The organism is Paenibacillus tianmuensis (assembly GCF_900100345.1).
Lineage (GTDB): Bacteria > Bacillota > Bacilli > Paenibacillales > NBRC-103111 > Paenibacillus_G > Paenibacillus_G tianmuensis.
The window spans coordinates 69,291-83,411 of the sequence record NZ_FMTT01000016.1 but is presented as its reverse complement, the minus strand read 5'-3'; the positions used below and the strand labels follow the sequence as shown (position 1 = coordinate 83,411).

19 protein-coding genes and 1 riboswitch are annotated in these 14,121 nt (G+C 50.0%); all 19 genes read left to right on the top strand.

The annotated features are described in order from the left end of the window. The first annotated feature begins 2 nt into the window (after positions 1 to 2). The 19 genes from BLO51_RS12735 to BLO51_RS12645 all read left to right on the top strand — a co-directional run bounded on the left by BLO51_RS12735 (position 3) and on the right by BLO51_RS12645 (position 13,346). Positions 3 to 431 (top strand): phage tail terminator family protein, encoded by a 429-nt coding sequence (locus BLO51_RS12735; protein WP_090672036.1) that lies wholly within the window; start codon positions 3 to 5, stop codon positions 429 to 431. After that, entirely contained in the window at positions 424 to 633 is a 210-nt protein-coding gene (locus BLO51_RS12730; RefSeq protein ID WP_090672032.1) for a hypothetical protein, read from the top strand. Before BLO51_RS12735 ends, BLO51_RS12730 begins: the two co-directional genes overlap by 8 nt. Further along, positions 634 to 1,950: a phage tail sheath family protein gene (locus BLO51_RS12725; protein ID WP_090672029.1), complete on the top strand. Its 1,317-nt coding sequence runs from the start codon at positions 634 to 636 to the stop codon at positions 1,948 to 1,950. A gap of 1 nt (position 1,951) precedes the next feature. After that, positions 1,952 to 2,425 (top strand): phage tail tube protein, encoded by a 474-nt coding sequence (locus BLO51_RS12720; protein WP_090672026.1) that lies wholly within the window; start codon positions 1,952 to 1,954, stop codon positions 2,423 to 2,425. Positions 2,426 to 2,450: 25 nt separating this feature from the next. Further along, complete coding sequence (locus tag BLO51_RS12715; protein ID WP_090672023.1) at positions 2,451 to 2,873, top strand: phage tail assembly chaperone; 423 nt, start codon at positions 2,451 to 2,453, stop codon at positions 2,871 to 2,873. A gap of 223 nt (positions 2,874 to 3,096) precedes the next feature. Then, entirely contained in the window at positions 3,097 to 5,442 is a 2,346-nt protein-coding gene (locus BLO51_RS12710) for an energy-coupling factor transporter transmembrane component T family protein (RefSeq protein ID WP_090672021.1), read from the top strand. Further along, positions 5,442 to 6,233 carry a LysM peptidoglycan-binding domain-containing protein gene (locus tag BLO51_RS12705; protein WP_090672019.1) on the top strand — a complete coding sequence of 264 codons (792 nt, stop codon included), beginning with the start codon at positions 5,442 to 5,444 and terminating at the stop codon, positions 6,231 to 6,233. The genes BLO51_RS12710 and BLO51_RS12705 overlap by 1 nt, the downstream gene beginning before the upstream one ends. A 12-nt stretch (positions 6,234 to 6,245) precedes the next feature. After that, entirely contained in the window at positions 6,246 to 7,229 is a 984-nt protein-coding gene (locus BLO51_RS12700) for an XkdQ/YqbQ family protein (RefSeq protein WP_090672016.1), read from the top strand. 2 nt (positions 7,230 to 7,231) lie between these two features. Beyond that, entirely contained in the window at positions 7,232 to 7,531 is a 300-nt protein-coding gene (locus tag BLO51_RS12695) for a DUF2577 domain-containing protein (protein WP_025853098.1), read from the top strand. After that, positions 7,528 to 7,938, top strand: a complete 411-nt coding sequence (locus tag BLO51_RS12690) for a DUF2634 domain-containing protein (protein WP_090672012.1) — start codon at positions 7,528 to 7,530, stop codon at positions 7,936 to 7,938. The genes BLO51_RS12695 and BLO51_RS12690 overlap by 4 nt, the downstream gene beginning before the upstream one ends. Further along, positions 7,931 to 9,010, top strand: a complete 1,080-nt coding sequence (locus BLO51_RS12685) for a baseplate J/gp47 family protein (RefSeq protein ID WP_090672009.1) — start codon at positions 7,931 to 7,933, stop codon at positions 9,008 to 9,010. Before BLO51_RS12690 ends, BLO51_RS12685 begins: the two co-directional genes overlap by 8 nt. Then, positions 9,003 to 9,587, top strand: coding sequence for a putative phage tail protein (locus tag BLO51_RS12680; protein ID WP_090672006.1), 585 nt, complete (start codon positions 9,003 to 9,005; stop codon positions 9,585 to 9,587). The genes BLO51_RS12685 and BLO51_RS12680 overlap by 8 nt, the downstream gene beginning before the upstream one ends. Continuing rightward, a complete protein-coding gene (locus BLO51_RS12675; RefSeq protein ID WP_090672003.1) occupies positions 9,584 to 9,865 on the top strand; it encodes a ketopantoate hydroxymethyltransferase in 282 nt (93 codons plus the stop codon). Before BLO51_RS12680 ends, BLO51_RS12675 begins: the two co-directional genes overlap by 4 nt. 1 nt (position 9,866) lies before the next feature. Beyond that, positions 9,867 to 10,355 carry a hypothetical protein gene (locus BLO51_RS12670; RefSeq protein ID WP_090672000.1) on the top strand — a complete coding sequence of 163 codons (489 nt, stop codon included), beginning with the start codon at positions 9,867 to 9,869 and terminating at the stop codon, positions 10,353 to 10,355. Next, positions 10,356 to 10,883 (top strand): NosD domain-containing protein, encoded by a 528-nt coding sequence (locus BLO51_RS12665; protein ID WP_090671997.1) that lies wholly within the window; start codon positions 10,356 to 10,358, stop codon positions 10,881 to 10,883. 90 nt (positions 10,884 to 10,973) lie between these two features. Then, positions 10,974 to 11,375 (top strand): phage holin family protein, encoded by a 402-nt coding sequence (locus BLO51_RS12660; RefSeq protein ID WP_090671994.1) that lies wholly within the window; start codon positions 10,974 to 10,976, stop codon positions 11,373 to 11,375. Beyond that, positions 11,372 to 12,040 carry a glycoside hydrolase family 73 protein gene (locus tag BLO51_RS12655; RefSeq protein WP_090671991.1) on the top strand — a complete coding sequence of 223 codons (669 nt, stop codon included), beginning with the start codon at positions 11,372 to 11,374 and terminating at the stop codon, positions 12,038 to 12,040. The genes BLO51_RS12660 and BLO51_RS12655 overlap by 4 nt, the downstream gene beginning before the upstream one ends. A 95-nt stretch (positions 12,041 to 12,135) precedes the next feature. Continuing rightward, complete coding sequence (locus BLO51_RS12650) at positions 12,136 to 12,576, top strand: phage holin family protein (RefSeq protein ID WP_090671988.1); 441 nt, start codon at positions 12,136 to 12,138, stop codon at positions 12,574 to 12,576. Next, positions 12,573 to 13,346 carry a peptidoglycan recognition protein family protein gene (locus tag BLO51_RS12645; protein ID WP_090671986.1) on the top strand — a complete coding sequence of 258 codons (774 nt, stop codon included), beginning with the start codon at positions 12,573 to 12,575 and terminating at the stop codon, positions 13,344 to 13,346. The genes BLO51_RS12650 and BLO51_RS12645 overlap by 4 nt, the downstream gene beginning before the upstream one ends. A gap of 369 nt (positions 13,347 to 13,715) precedes the next feature. Next, positions 13,716 to 13,921: riboswitch (cobalamin riboswitch) on the top strand. Positions 13,922 to 14,121: the final 200 nt, after the last annotated feature.

The window sequence follows — 14,121 nt, the reverse complement described above, 5'->3', positions numbered from 1 at the left end:
ACGTGGAAGAAATTAAGCAGGGGATCGCGAAACGGCTCAAGGAATTGTTTCCGGCCGTGAGCGTCTATACCGAACAGGTCGAGCAGGGCTTCACGAAGCCTGCTTTTTTTGTTCGGCAAACGGAAGGTGCGCAGAAGCACGGAATGAACCGGCGGTATATTCGGACGGGGACGTTCGACATCGCCTACTTTCCGGTTCCGGGCAGTCCGCAGTTGATCCGCGATTGCGAGACGGTCCGGGATACGTTGTACGAGCAGCTTGAGCTGATCCCGTGGGAAGGTCAACCGTACCGCGGCTCGGGCATGCGCTACACGTTGACGGACAACGTGCTTCATTTTTACGTCAGCTTCGAGGTTCATATGATACGGCCGAAAGGGGTCGTGCCTACGATGCGAAATTTAGTACAGGAGGAACATATCCGACATGATTGAACAAGAGACAGGCATGATGGAAGAAACGATTGCGACTCAGGAGGGCTTGCCTGCTTTTACGAAGCAGCAGTTTTTGGAGTCGAAGCTGTTTACGGCGCAGCAAAAGGATTTGCTGAACGCTCTGCTTCACGATGAGGAAACGTATACGACCGACCAGGTCAAACAACAAATCGAACAATTTTTGAATAAGGCGGTGGAATAGATGGCAGGCGGAACATGGACAACTCAAAACAAAGTACGCCCAGGGGTGTACATCAATTTCGAAGGTGAAGGAAAACCGGCCGGAACAGCCAGCGACCGCGGGATTATGACGATGGCGCTGCCGCTCGGTTGGGGCGAAGCGAAAAAGGTGCTGACCGTAGGCGCAGGCGACGATGTGAAAACGCTGCTCGGCTACGATATCGCAGCGCCTCAGCTGCTGCTGGTTCGGGAGGCTTTGAAACGCGCCAAAACGGTGCTGCTGTATCGTTTGAATGCCGGTACGAAAGCAGCCGCGACGGTCGGTGCGCTGAAGGTGACGGCCAAGCACGGCGGCGTGCGCGGCAACGATTTGTCCGTTGTCGTTCAGGCGAATATCGACGACAGTAAGAAATTCGACGTGAAGACGCTGCTGGCCGGGCAAGCTGTCGACTCTCAGACGGTGGCCAACATCGCCGGGCTGAAAGCGAACGATTGGGTCGAATTCGGCGGCACGGGCGACTTGACGGCGACTGCGGGCGCTTCGCTCACTGGCGGTGCCGACGGCACCGTATCGAACCAGGACCATACCGACTATCTCGCGGCGATCGAAGTGTTCGATTTCCAAACGATGGCGCTTGCGTCCGGCGACGCTACGTTGAAATCCGTGTACACAGCATTCGTCAAACGGCTTAGAGACACCGAAGGCAAGAAGGTGCAGGCCGTGCTGGAAAACTATCCGGCAGCCGACTTCGAAGGCATCATCAGCGTCAAAAATGGCGTCGTGCTGACGGACGGCACCGTTCTGGATGCGGTGAAAGCGACGGTATGGGTAGCTGCGGCAACGGCCGGGGCGCAGGTGAACCAATCGCTGACGTACCAAGCGTATGACGATGCGGTCGATGCGGACATCCGTTACACGAACTCTCAAATCGAATCCGCGCTGCGCGGCGGCGAGGTTGTTTTTGTGCAAAACAAAGGCCGTGCCATCATTGAGCAGGACCTGAACACGTTCAAAAGCTTCCTGCCGACGAAGGGCAAAGTGTTCTCCAAAAACCGCGTGATTCGCGCGCTCGACGGCATTGCCAACGATATTAAGCGGATTTTCGAGACGTTCTATATCGGCAAGGTGAACAACGATCATGACGGTCGCAATTTGCTATGGAACGAGGTTGTTACTTACCTGAGAACGTTGCAGGCGAATGCGGCGATCCAAAACTTCAATTCGCAAACCGACGTGAAAGTCATTCAAGGCCAGGATACCGACAGCGTGTATGTGGAGCTGCATGTCCAGCCGGTTGATTCGATCGAAAAAATCTACATGAAAGTGACGGTGAAGTAACATGGCAGAACAAAAAGTGTTACGTGCTCGCGATACGATTAGCGGTCAAGAAGGCCGTGCTTACGCAACGATTAACGGAAATAAAGAAGAAATGTTTTATGTCAAGAAGCTGGAAGCCAAGGTCGAGAAAGAAAAAGCGGAAATCAAGGCGCTCGGCCGCCGGGGAACGCAAAGCAAGGCGAAAGGCTGGAAAGGCACCGGTAGCATGACGATTTACTATATCACTACGCTTTTCCGTGATCTGATGAGAGAATATATGGTCAACGGAAGGGACACTTATTTTGATATTACGGTATCGAACGAAGACCCTTCCTCTTCGGTTGGAATGCAAACCGTTATTATTAAAAATGTCAACTTGGACAGTGTCATTATGGCATCTCTCGATACCGGAAGCGATGCGTTGGAGGAGGAAATTGCCTTCACCTTCGACGGTATTGAAATTAAAGATCGATTCAACGCCCCTACTGCGGGCTAATCTCAAAAACTGGAGGACATAATTCATGAGCGATTTAAGCGTATTTTTTGCCCAAAATGCAGAAACGAGCACGATTGAGGAAGTTGTCGTTTCGGAACGATTCAAGGACCGGGAGGGTGTTCCGGTGCCGTGGCATCTCCGCAGCATGACGGAGGAGGAGAACGAGGCGGTGCGCAAAGCCGTCACGAAGCGCGTCAAAGGTAAAGGCGGCAGCTATACCACCGAAATCGACCAGAATGAGTATATCGCGAAGCTGGCCGTGAACAGCGTCGTTTTCCCGAACCTGAAGGATGCGGAATTGCAGCAATCGTACGGCGTGCTTGGCGCCGAGTCGCTGCTGCGCAAAATGCTGCTCCCCGGGGAGTATGCGAACCTGCTCCAAAAGGTGCAGGAGCTCAACGGCTTCGACAAAGATATGAACGAGCTGGTTGACGAAGTAAAAAACTAATCAACGAGGGCGCAGGCGAGGCGAATTACGCCTACTATGCCCTCCACGAGCTTCACATTTTACCGCAGGATCTCATGGCGATGTCGCGGCGCGAAAGGGCCGCGATCTACGCCATGATCGACGTGCGGGTGGAGAAAGAAAAACGCGCCCGCGCTAAAAAAGGGCTATAGGGAGCGTCTCTTAGGAGGCGCTTCTTTTTAGGTTGTAGAAAGGAGGTAGGGATGTGAATTTTGGTCTCCAAATATTTAAAAGCGTGGCAAAGTCATTTGGGCAGGTTCCAAGGTTAGTGCAATCTGCTCGGACAGGTATTTTGCGTATAAGCACGATGGCCTTTCTGCAATTTCAACGAGTGTCTGGAGCTGTAGGCGCATGGGTGAATAATCTGAAGAACAATATTATACAAAAATTACGCCAGATTCGATTGCCTTCCCTAAATATACCGTCTTCGAAGATCCAGATCGTTATTAACGTAACGATTAACATCTCCGGCAACTTGTCCGCACTTCAACAGTTTCAGCGATCGCCGGGAAAAATAGCCGCAATGTTCCGTAATCTCGGGGCAACGGTTAATAAAGTATTCCAGATTATAAAGCAACTCAAATTACCTTCTCTTAATTTAAAACCGATAGCCCGAGCTGCAGCGGCAATAAAGCAAGTGTTGTTAAATGCTTTTACAGGCGGGCTGCAAAGGTTTAAACAAGGTATTGGAGCGATTTCGTCTGGCTTTGGTAAGTTAAGAAACTATATTTCAACAGCCTTGCAGAACAGCCAGATCCGGTTGCCCCTCCCTAACGTAAGACAATGGTTGAAAAATTTACTGGGAGCAGTTAATGCAGCCGCACCAACTGTTAAAAAATCGTTTCAAAACTTTGGATCTATGGTTGGCTCTGTTGTAAGCCTCGAAAACGGGCAGAAGCTGTATCAAGCTACCGTTGGAGGAGCCATGGAACAGCAAAAAAGAAAAGATATGTTCAAATTCCGAGCGGGAAATGAGACAGAAAATGTTGGCGAATCCATGTTCCATAAGTTTAAAAGCGAAGCGCTGGAAGCAGGGGTCGATGTAAATGACTACTTGTCTACTGCTTTAACGTTCATGCCTGTAGCACAAAATGCGGATCAGATCAGTAAACTGAGTAAGCTTGCTCATCGTTTGGCGACATTCGATCCTGAAAACCAAGGAATCCAGGCTAATGGTTTAGCTTTAAAAGAGGCGCTGAGTGGGGATCCAGTTTCAATGGCGGCTTTGGCTAAACGGTTTGGCATGAGCCAAAACCAAGTGAATGAGCTCAAATTGGACAAACTTGCTGAGAAAGGCGACAATGAAGGATTTATTTCGGGAGTGGATAAGCTTTTTGAAATGAACAATATGGGGCAACAAGCTTATACTAATATGCTTAACAGTCCTGTTGAACAGGTTGGAACGTTGAAAACTCGTGTTAATAACGCTTTTGCCGAAACGGGTCAGGCAGCGTTTAAAGCGCTGGGAAAAGTGGTTAACGATCTCAATAAAGCTTTTGAAGATCAGAGGTTTAAGCCCTTCTTCGACGGATTACAAGCTGGATTTTATGCTATTGCTACAGGAGTCGAAGCTTTTGCTGGAATTATTATGAGTAATATCGGTCTTGTGCAAAATATTTTGCTTGCTCTTGGCATCGTTCTCTTGGTGCTTGCCGGTATATGGATAATACAGTGGCTCGCAGCCTTATGGCCCGTGTTCTTGATCATTGGGGTTATCGTATTGCTTTTGGAAATACTAAGTCAATGGGGTATTACCACGAGCCAAGTCGTCGGTTTTGTCGCCGGATTATTTTTCAGTCTTTTCGCTGCTATTCATAACCAAATTGCTTTGTTTTGGAATGTCATAGTTTCCGTCGCTGAATTTTTCGCCAACGTTTGGAATGAACCGGGATATGCCTTTAAGAAGCTTTTTTACGATTTGTTAAAAAACGTATCCGGAAATTTAACCACTTTTATCAATACCGCCATTACGGGGCTAAACTGGCTGATCGAGAAAGTGAATAAAATAACCGGAAGTAAATTCTCACTTATCAGTAAATTCGAGAACGAATGGGTAGACAAGCTTAAACCGGATCCAAAGGAAGGTACGGTAGATTTATCCAACATGCGTTGGGAACAAATGGACCTAGCCAATGCTTTTAACCAAGGACAAGACTTTGCCAACAAGGCCATGAATTTTAATATTCCCGAGGGAATGGACTTGGACAAAAAGGTTCCGCCCCCGCCTCCGCCCCCGGACAATAGTCATCTTTGGAACAATACGAGAAATTTCCCTGTCGGCCAACAGCCTGGCTCCGAGCTTCCTAATCTCAACCACGTGAACTCGATCGGCCAAATCGAAAATACGGTCGATATTTCCAGCGAAGACTTGGAGGTCATGCGAGATTTGGCTGAAATTCAGAGCATCCAAAACTTTGTGACGCTGACACCGACCGTACAGGTGACCACAGGAGATATTCACCAACCGACCGATGCGAACGAAATGATCCGGCGCATCGAAGAAGTGATGTCGCGCGAAATCGCAAATTCCGCTCAAGGGGTGTACGCGTGATGGAAGACAATTATTTTATTTATTTGAGCTTTAATAATCAGGCTGAAGGTTGGAGGCTGCCGGTCAACCCGGAATCGATCGAAATTTCGGAAGAAGGGCAGGGGAAAACGTACAATATTGTCGGCAAAGGCGGGGGGACAGAGGAGACCCGTGCGGGAGAAATTAATGTCATTCAGAGCCCGAGGCTGAAGACGGTCAGCTTCAGCAGCTTTTTTCCCTCAAAATCGCATAACTATCCGTTTATTGTAAAGGGAATCCCGGAGTTGACTCCGAACACTCCGAACTACCGGTATCTTAGCGATGGGATTCATGACCCGATGAAATACGTTAAAGATATTCGTAAATGGATGGAAACCAAGCATCCCATTCGTTTTATGTATATCGTTCGACGACGTCGCGAAGATGGAAAACTAGATAACGCCAGCGATCGAGACCTTAACTTTCCGGCCTCGATCGAAAAGTTCGAATGGAAGGAGGTTGCCGGTTCCCCAGGTGATATCGAATATTCGCTATCACTTAAGGAATACGTCTTTTACTCCGCCAGAAATGTTCAGCCCGTTATGAACGCGAAGGGGGAGACCGTTCTCGTTCAGCAGCAGCCTGCTCGTCCGAACGAAGGGGTCATGCCGGAGACGCACATCTTCCAAGACGGGGACAGTCTTACGAAAATATCTACAAAGTACTACGGCGACAGTGCGCGTGCCCGCGAAATCCAAGAATTGAATGGGATTTCCGATTCGGAAGTGGAAGGTATTCAAAACGGCACGGTACTGAAACTGCCGCCAAAGTAAAGGGGGAGCGTCATGCTCCAGATCGAAATCGATAACAAGGACGGCTTCCTGTGGGATCTTTCGGGGATCGTCTCCGAAGCGACATTTAAAACCGCCCGGGTCGGGCAGGCTTCAAGCTTTGAAATGACCTTGATCAAGGGCGGTTTCTACGAATCGAAAGAATTCAAGTACAATCTTGGCGACATTGTCCGGGTCAGACAAGACGGACGCAATGTGTTTTACGGCTATATTTTCTCCATTGAGAGCGGGAGAGAGGAAACCGTACAGATTACGGCCTACGATCAAATGCGTTATTTGCTTGCAAATGATTCTTACGTGCTCTCGAATGTAACGGCAACGCAAGTGGTGGAGCGCATCGGCAAAGACTTTGGGTTGAAGCTGGGCAAGCTGGACGATACGAAACACGTCATTCCGGGGCTTAGCGAAAACAACACGAAATTGCTTGATATCATTTACAAAGCGCTCGACAAGACTTTAATCGCCACTAAAAAAATTTACGTCCTCTTCGACGATTTTGGGGAGTTGACACTTCGTGATGTCGAAACTATGGCTTTGGATTTTTCGCTTGGGGATACGAGCCTTGTTTACGATTATAAGCAGAAACGCTCTCTCGACAAAACCAGCAACAAGATCAAGATCGTCCGGGACAATAAAGAATCCGGAAAGCGCGAGCTATACATTGTTCAAGACAGCCGAACCATTGCCAAATGGGGGCTGCTTCAGCATTACCAGACCGTCGACGAAAAGGTGAGCGTCGAAAAAGTCAAAGAAATGTTGGACAATCTGATCCAGCTGAAAAACCGAGAGCAAAGATCGTTTTCGATCGACGCTCTTGGGGACATCCGCGTGCGGGCCGGCTGCTACGTTTCCATTAACGTGGAAGAGCTGGGATTGAACCAACGCTTTTTGGTCAACGAATGCACGCATAAATTTGAAGGCAGTGTCGAGCATACGATGAGTTTGGAATTAATCGACATTCGCATTGGGGAGAGGTAGGAATGGGACTCTTAAATCTTATCAAGCAAGCCGGTCTCGATGCTGTTGAGGCGGGCAACCCCGTTTCCGTATTGTACGGAACGGTAATTAGCGAAAGTCCTCTGAAGGTGAACGTTGATCCGCGTTTCACGCTGACGGAGGATTTTTTAATTGTTCCAGAGCAACTGACGGACTACCGGGTGACGGTGGGAGGACAGGAGATCGTGATCCGGGAAGGCTTGAAGACGGGTAACCGCGTTATTTTGCTCCGCATGCAGGGCGGAGAGCAGTATGTCATTGTAGATCGGGTGGTGACGGCATGATTCCGCAAGGCGGTGTGCTGGGAAACAACCGGAACGTGGAAATGACGCAGCTTCCCAGCCGGACATACCGGTTGGATAACGTGATGAACCGGATCGTCGGTATGACCGACGGGCTGGACGCGGTCAAGCAAGCTGCGCAGCTCATTTTGGAGACAGAGCGTTATGAGTATTTGATTTATAGCGACAACTATGGCCGCGAGTTCTCCGGATTGCTTGGACGGGAGCCCGCTTTCGTGCAGGCGGAGCTTTATCGGCGCATCCGGGCGGCGCTTATGCAGGACGACCGGATTCGGGATGTGCAAGACATGCGGATCACGGTTATGGGGGACGAGGCTTCGGCTTCGTTCACCGTCGTATCGCAATACGGCAGTTTTGAGATGACGAAAGGAGTGGGAGCGGGTGTATGAACATCAGACGTTTCAAACGATTTTGAACCGGATGCTTTCCCGCGTGCCAGCAGACGTGGATAAGCGGGAAGGCAGCATCATCTATGATGCCCTTGCGCCGGCCGCTTTGGAACTGACGGAGATGTATTTTCAGCTGGATACGAATCTGGACCTTTCGCTTGCGGATACGTCGAGCGACGAATTTTTGGAACGGCGGACGGCCGAGTTCGGGGTTGAACGTGAAAAGGCCAGCAAAGCGCGACGCAAGGGGCTATTTTACGGGAATGCCGACGCCCCGGCGGATGTGCCTGTCGGCAGCCGATTCGGCGCCGGGGATCTGAGGTATGCGGTCGTTCGTCGGATTGCGGCAGGCGTATTCGAGCTGGAATGCGAAACGGCCGGCGCCACCGGGAACCATTATTTCGGCGCGCTGCTGCCCATCGATTATATCGCCGGACTTGTCCGCGCAGAGCTGGCCGACGTGCTTGTCCCGGGAGAGGACGAGGAGACGGACGAAGCGCTGCGGAAGCGGTTTTTCCAAGGGCAGAAGGAGAAGCCGTTCGGGGGCAACGTGGCGGATTACAAGCAAAAGATCGGCAATATTCCCGGCGTCGGCGGGGTCAAAATCTTCCCGGCATGGCAGGGAGGCGGAACGGTCAAATGTACCTTGCTGGGTAGTGACTTTAATCCGCCGTCCGCCGCTTTGATCGAAGAAGTGCAGACGGCTATAGACCCTACGGTGAACAAGGGTAAAGGCTGGGGGCTGGCCCCGATGGGCCATACCGTCACGATTGACGGCGTACAAAGCGTGAAGCTCGACGTGGAGACGACGATTACGCTCGCAGCTGGTGTGTCCGTCGGGCAGGTGCAGGGAGAGATTGAGGCTGCGATTTCTGCATATTTGCTTGGGCTGCGCCAAACCTGGGCGGAAGAATCACAGCTGACTGTCCGGATCAGCCAGATCGATGCGCGTATTTTGACCGTATCCGGGGTTAACGATGTGAAGGGAACTCGCTTGAATGATCAGACGGCGAACATGACTTTGTCCACGGAGAAAATCCCGCAGATGGGGACGGTGAAGTTGCATGTCTAAGCTGATGAACTATTTGCCGGAGCATTTTCACGAGATCAAGGAAATGAAGGAGCTGACCCGGACCGAGGACGAGGAAATCGAGGCGATAGCTCACGCGGTCCGGCAGTTTTTGGATAACCAGTTCGTCACGACGGCGCAGGAATGGGTGATCAAACGTCGGGAGGACATGGTCGGCATTCGCGCAGACTCGGCGGTGGAAACGCTGGAGTTCCGCCGCAACCGGCTAATTAACCGTTATTCCACGCGCCCGCCGTTCACCGTCCGCTACCTGCAAAGCCGCTTGGATTCCCTCATCGGGCAGGGCGTGGCGAAGGTGGAAGTGGATGGGCAAAACTTTAATTTGAAAATTACGATGGGTGTGCCCGATGCGGCGTATTTCAAGGAGATCGAGCATACGGTCCAAATCGTCAAACCGGCGAACCTTGTATACAACCAGGCGACTTCTCTGGCCGACCGCGTCGGGCTGGAGGAGCACATTTGGAAAACGCCGCTTACCCGGATGACCCGGCTCTCCACGACGTGGAAGCTGGGCAGCACCCGATTCGCCAATCGTGGCAAGGAGGTACAGGTGAAATGATTCCTACAACGTTTATAAGCGAGCTGGCTCAATTTACGAATACGCAAATTGCAAAAGTGGTGCTGAACGGGAGTTACGAGATCGATACGTTTCGGATCAAAAAAGTGGATGCTGGTACGGTGGAGCTGGAGTATATGATCCCCGCTGGATCGGTGGCTGAGGTGACTTTGATCGAGCTGAAAAGCAGCAAAGGGCAAGTCGTAAGCTCTAACGAGGCGTATATGCCGATTACGAGCGATACCATAATTAAGCATACGGTAACGGTGAAGGAGGCTTAACATGGCATACACAGGAAAAACGGATTGGAAATATGACGAGGTTGTCACGGAAAACGACATGAACAGGATCGAAAAGGGTGTCATGGTTGCACATACAGAACTCCAAGACGTCAAGGATACGGTGGCTAAACGTACCGCCGTGGTTGTTGTGGCCGCGAGCAACAGTAGTCAAAAGTCCAAAAATGGTGCGGATTATATTTGTACCGGCACGGACGATTATTTGACAATTAACGCCGCCATCAGTGCCTTACCAGCAATTGGCGGGAAAGTGTTTCTTATGGCGGGGACTTATAACGTCTTTTCATCGGTGGAGTCTAAGGACAGATCTATAAATCTCATATCAAATTTAACTTTAGAAGGACAAGGCTATTCCACTGTGCTTTATTATCCGCAGAACTTTTTTACTGAGGAGCTCTACCTTATTATGGGTTATGAAAAGAGCCATGTTACTTTGAAGAATCTTCGTATTACAACAAAGGGAGGTGTCTAAATGCCTGGTACTATAGTTATTAGGCTTGGCGAATCGGCAGTCCTGGAAAACATCTTTGTTGAGATGCCAACCAATCCGGATACTTTTCGTAATTTCATTTATCTTGGCTCAAATTCTAGGGTAATTTATTCATATATCGCAAATGTTAATGAAGTAAGCGTATCTAGCAATGCTTTGGTTACTTGTTCATATATTTCAAATGTGAAAGCAGTAGACGTATATAGTTCTTCTTTGGTTACAGGCAATAGGTTTGAATTCTCGAAAATTAACGTGCATGGCGATGACAGCTTGATTACGAATAACACTATAAGAAATCATACTGACGGTGGAATAGAAGTTAGGTTTGGAAGTAACAATCTTATACAGGGAAATATGATTAGAAAAGGCACTTCCTCTCCCGAATACGGTATTATGATTAATTCCGGAGACGGTAATTTTGTGATTAATAATGACCTGAAAGATAGCGGTAAAACAGCATTTAGTGACCAGGGAAGAGGCACTATAACCACAGCCGGAAACAGAACATAGCCCTGACGAATCAGGGGTATTTTTCATTTTCTTAATTGTATTAGAATTCGTAATTGATGTTCTCAAACCAAAATTGCCGGAGGTGTTAATATGGACAAAGCAACGATTTTCAAAACGGGCTTCGGCGTCGTTGGGGCCTTTATTTCTTGGGTGGTCGGCGGGCTCGGCCTTGCCTTTACAATCCTGTTGGGCCTTATACTGCTAGATTATGCAACGGGGATCATGGTGGGATACGTCAGAAAGGAGCTTAGCAGCCGCATCGGAACGAAAGGACTGCTTCGAAAAACTTATATTATCATTCTAGTCGGCTGCGTGTATATGATCGAACTGTCGGTCCTTAACTCAAACGGTGTAATTGGGGACGGGGTCGTTATTGCGTACAGCGTCATTGAGTTCCTTAGCATCGTCGAAAATGGCGGGAAGCTCGGCGTGCCGCTCGGGCCGCTGGCGAACGTCATATCGGCCGTGAAGGGAAGGAGCGAATCGAAGTGACCAGAGAAGAATTTATCGCCATCGTTGCGCCTGTCGCTGTGGAACTGAAAAGGGAAGGTTCTCCGATCTTTCCTTCGGTTCGGATTGCCCAGGCTTTGCTGGAAACCGGCGGCAAGATCCATGAGTGGAACAATCTTGTCGGTTATAAAGTCGGCAGCGGCCGGCCCAATAAGTTTTGGAAAGGAAAATCGGTAAGCACCAAGACATGGGAAGTATACGACGGCATCCGAGTAGATGGAGTAAAAGCCCATTGGCGCGCCTACGACTGCCTCGAGGATTGCTTCCGGGATCAGGATTTGCTTTTTCAATGGAGTCGGTACGACCGGGTACGAAGCGCCCAGTCGCCGCAGGAACAGGCGGAGATGCTTCGTGTTTGCGGTTATGCTACCGATCCGGATTACTCTAAAAAGTTAAAACATTTGATCGCGAGCTATTCGCTCGAACAGTACGATAAGGAGGCGGCAGAAGTGATGCTGGATACGGGAGTGGCCAATACAATTATCGCTACATGGATGAGTCCGGCCTGGAAGGAGTCGGATGCAAAACGCCGCGAAGCGGAACAACAAGGAGACGGGAGCACAGTCTCCGCTCATCAACAACAGGCGGATTATATTCATTGGCTCGCAAATGAGCTTCGGAAAGCGTCCGGACAGGTTTTGCAATAATTCAGATGTATAACGAAATGGACTAACCTCCCTACTGGCTTTGGCTGGTAGGTTTTTTTATTAAATGGAAGTAAATTACATTAAAAGATTCGGTAATGTGGCTTTCGGAAGCTACGTTCGGAAGCGGAAAAGAAGCAGGTTTTGGTGGCATTGTAGCAGCAGCAGGGACTTCGATCAGCGCATTTTTGGGTGGCTGGGACACAGCTTTGAAACTGTTGGTCTTTCTTATGGTTGCGGATTATGTGTCCGGTCTTCTCGGAGCGATCAAGAACAAAAACGTCAACAGCGAGGTTATGTTCTGGGGCGGAGTCCGGAAGGGTATTGTGCTCAGGGTTGTAGCGCTGGCCTCTATGTGCGATCAGTTCGTAGGCGGAGACTCCCCTATTTTCCGAACTATTACGCTGTATTTCTACGCTGGCCGGGAAGGGCTGTCTGTGGTTGAGAATCTTGGAATATTCGGCGTTCCGCTGCCGACTGGCTTGGCCAAATACTTAGAGCGGTTGCATCAAAAAGGGCAGGGGGAAGACAAAAAATGAATGGCTTCAAAATGAAATTTCCAATCACGACCCGGTATTTGACGGGGCCAAGTAAAAGACGCCCGTGCATTCCGATGCCGGGCGTTCGTTTTATGGTGGCGCATGATACCGGGAATCCCGGATCAACTGCGGCAGGCAACGTGTCGTATTACGAGCGCAGCCGGAACGACATGTCGGCTTCGGCACATTTGTTTGTGGACGACCGGGGGATTATCGAGTGCATCCCGTTTTTGACCGGGACTCCGGAGAAGGCGTATCACGTCGTGTATAATGTCACGACGGACAGTAAGATGTACGGCTGCAATTCGAACGACGCAGCGGGCGGTGTGGAACTCTGCTACGGTGGCCGGATCAACCTGCAGGAGGCGTACAAGCGATACATATGGGTGCTGGCCTACGCCTGCTATCGGTACGGCTTGAACCCGGCGACGGACATAACAGGGCACCATATCCTCGATCCGGCGAGGAGGACGGACCCGGTGAACGCCTTACGGCTTCTCGGGAAGAAGTTTGAGCAATTCATAGCCGATGTGGTAACTGAATATCAGGAATGTACGAATGAGGAGGACGAGCCTATACTTGAAGCAGGACTAGCGAATACAATCATTGATACGTGGATGGGTCCGGCTTGGAAGGAAGTAGACGCCAAGCGGAGAGAGGCGGACCGGGCCGGAAACGGCACCGCGGCTGGGGCACATCAAAAACAGGCGGATTATATCCATTGGCTCGCAAATGAGCTTCGGAAAGCATCCGGGCAGGTTTTGCAATAATTTAGATGTATAACGAAAATGGACTAACCTCCCTACTGGCTTCGGCTGGTAGGGATTTTTTTATTTTGATATGGAAAAATATACATATAACTGGAATTATGTGGCTTAGAGGTACCTTGGTTCTCATCGGTGGACAATATTTCGGGACTGTAACGGTGAACGTCGAGCGGCCTTAACTGAACGCTTCCTTGTTCAGGGAATCTAGCCGCACATGCTCCTCTTGAGTCTTCTCATGGTCATCCAGACATGCTTTTACATTCCTTCTATCTAATGTCATAAGCCGCTTCCTCCATACAACGGCAAGGTAGACACGTGCGGGAGAAACATGCTATCATTAACACTGTTTCCTAGCAAAAGTTTTCTACAATTTCATATCATAATAGAGCAGGTGCTGATAACCATTGAAGACGGAATCGGCTTAAAAGGGAAGCCGGTGAAAGTCCGGCACGGTCCCGCCACTGTAAGCGAGGAGTTTTTTCCGTATCGCGTATGCCACTGTTGTCAAGTCAATGGGAAGGCTGCGGAAAAAGCGATGAGACGCAAGTCAGGAGACCTGCCCGCTCTGTTGCGGCTGTGATGTTCGACGACGGCTGGCAACGAAGTCACCACAAAACCTACGCGGATAGGGAGGTGTACGGGAGCGGTACAGGACAGGCAGCAAGGCTGGCGTCACAGCGGCGCTCGTCGCAAAAGTCAATGCTGGCTGCACTCATCTCAGCAACCTAAGCTCGCACAAGCATCTTCCGACAAGGGGGATGCTTTTTTTAATTTCTCT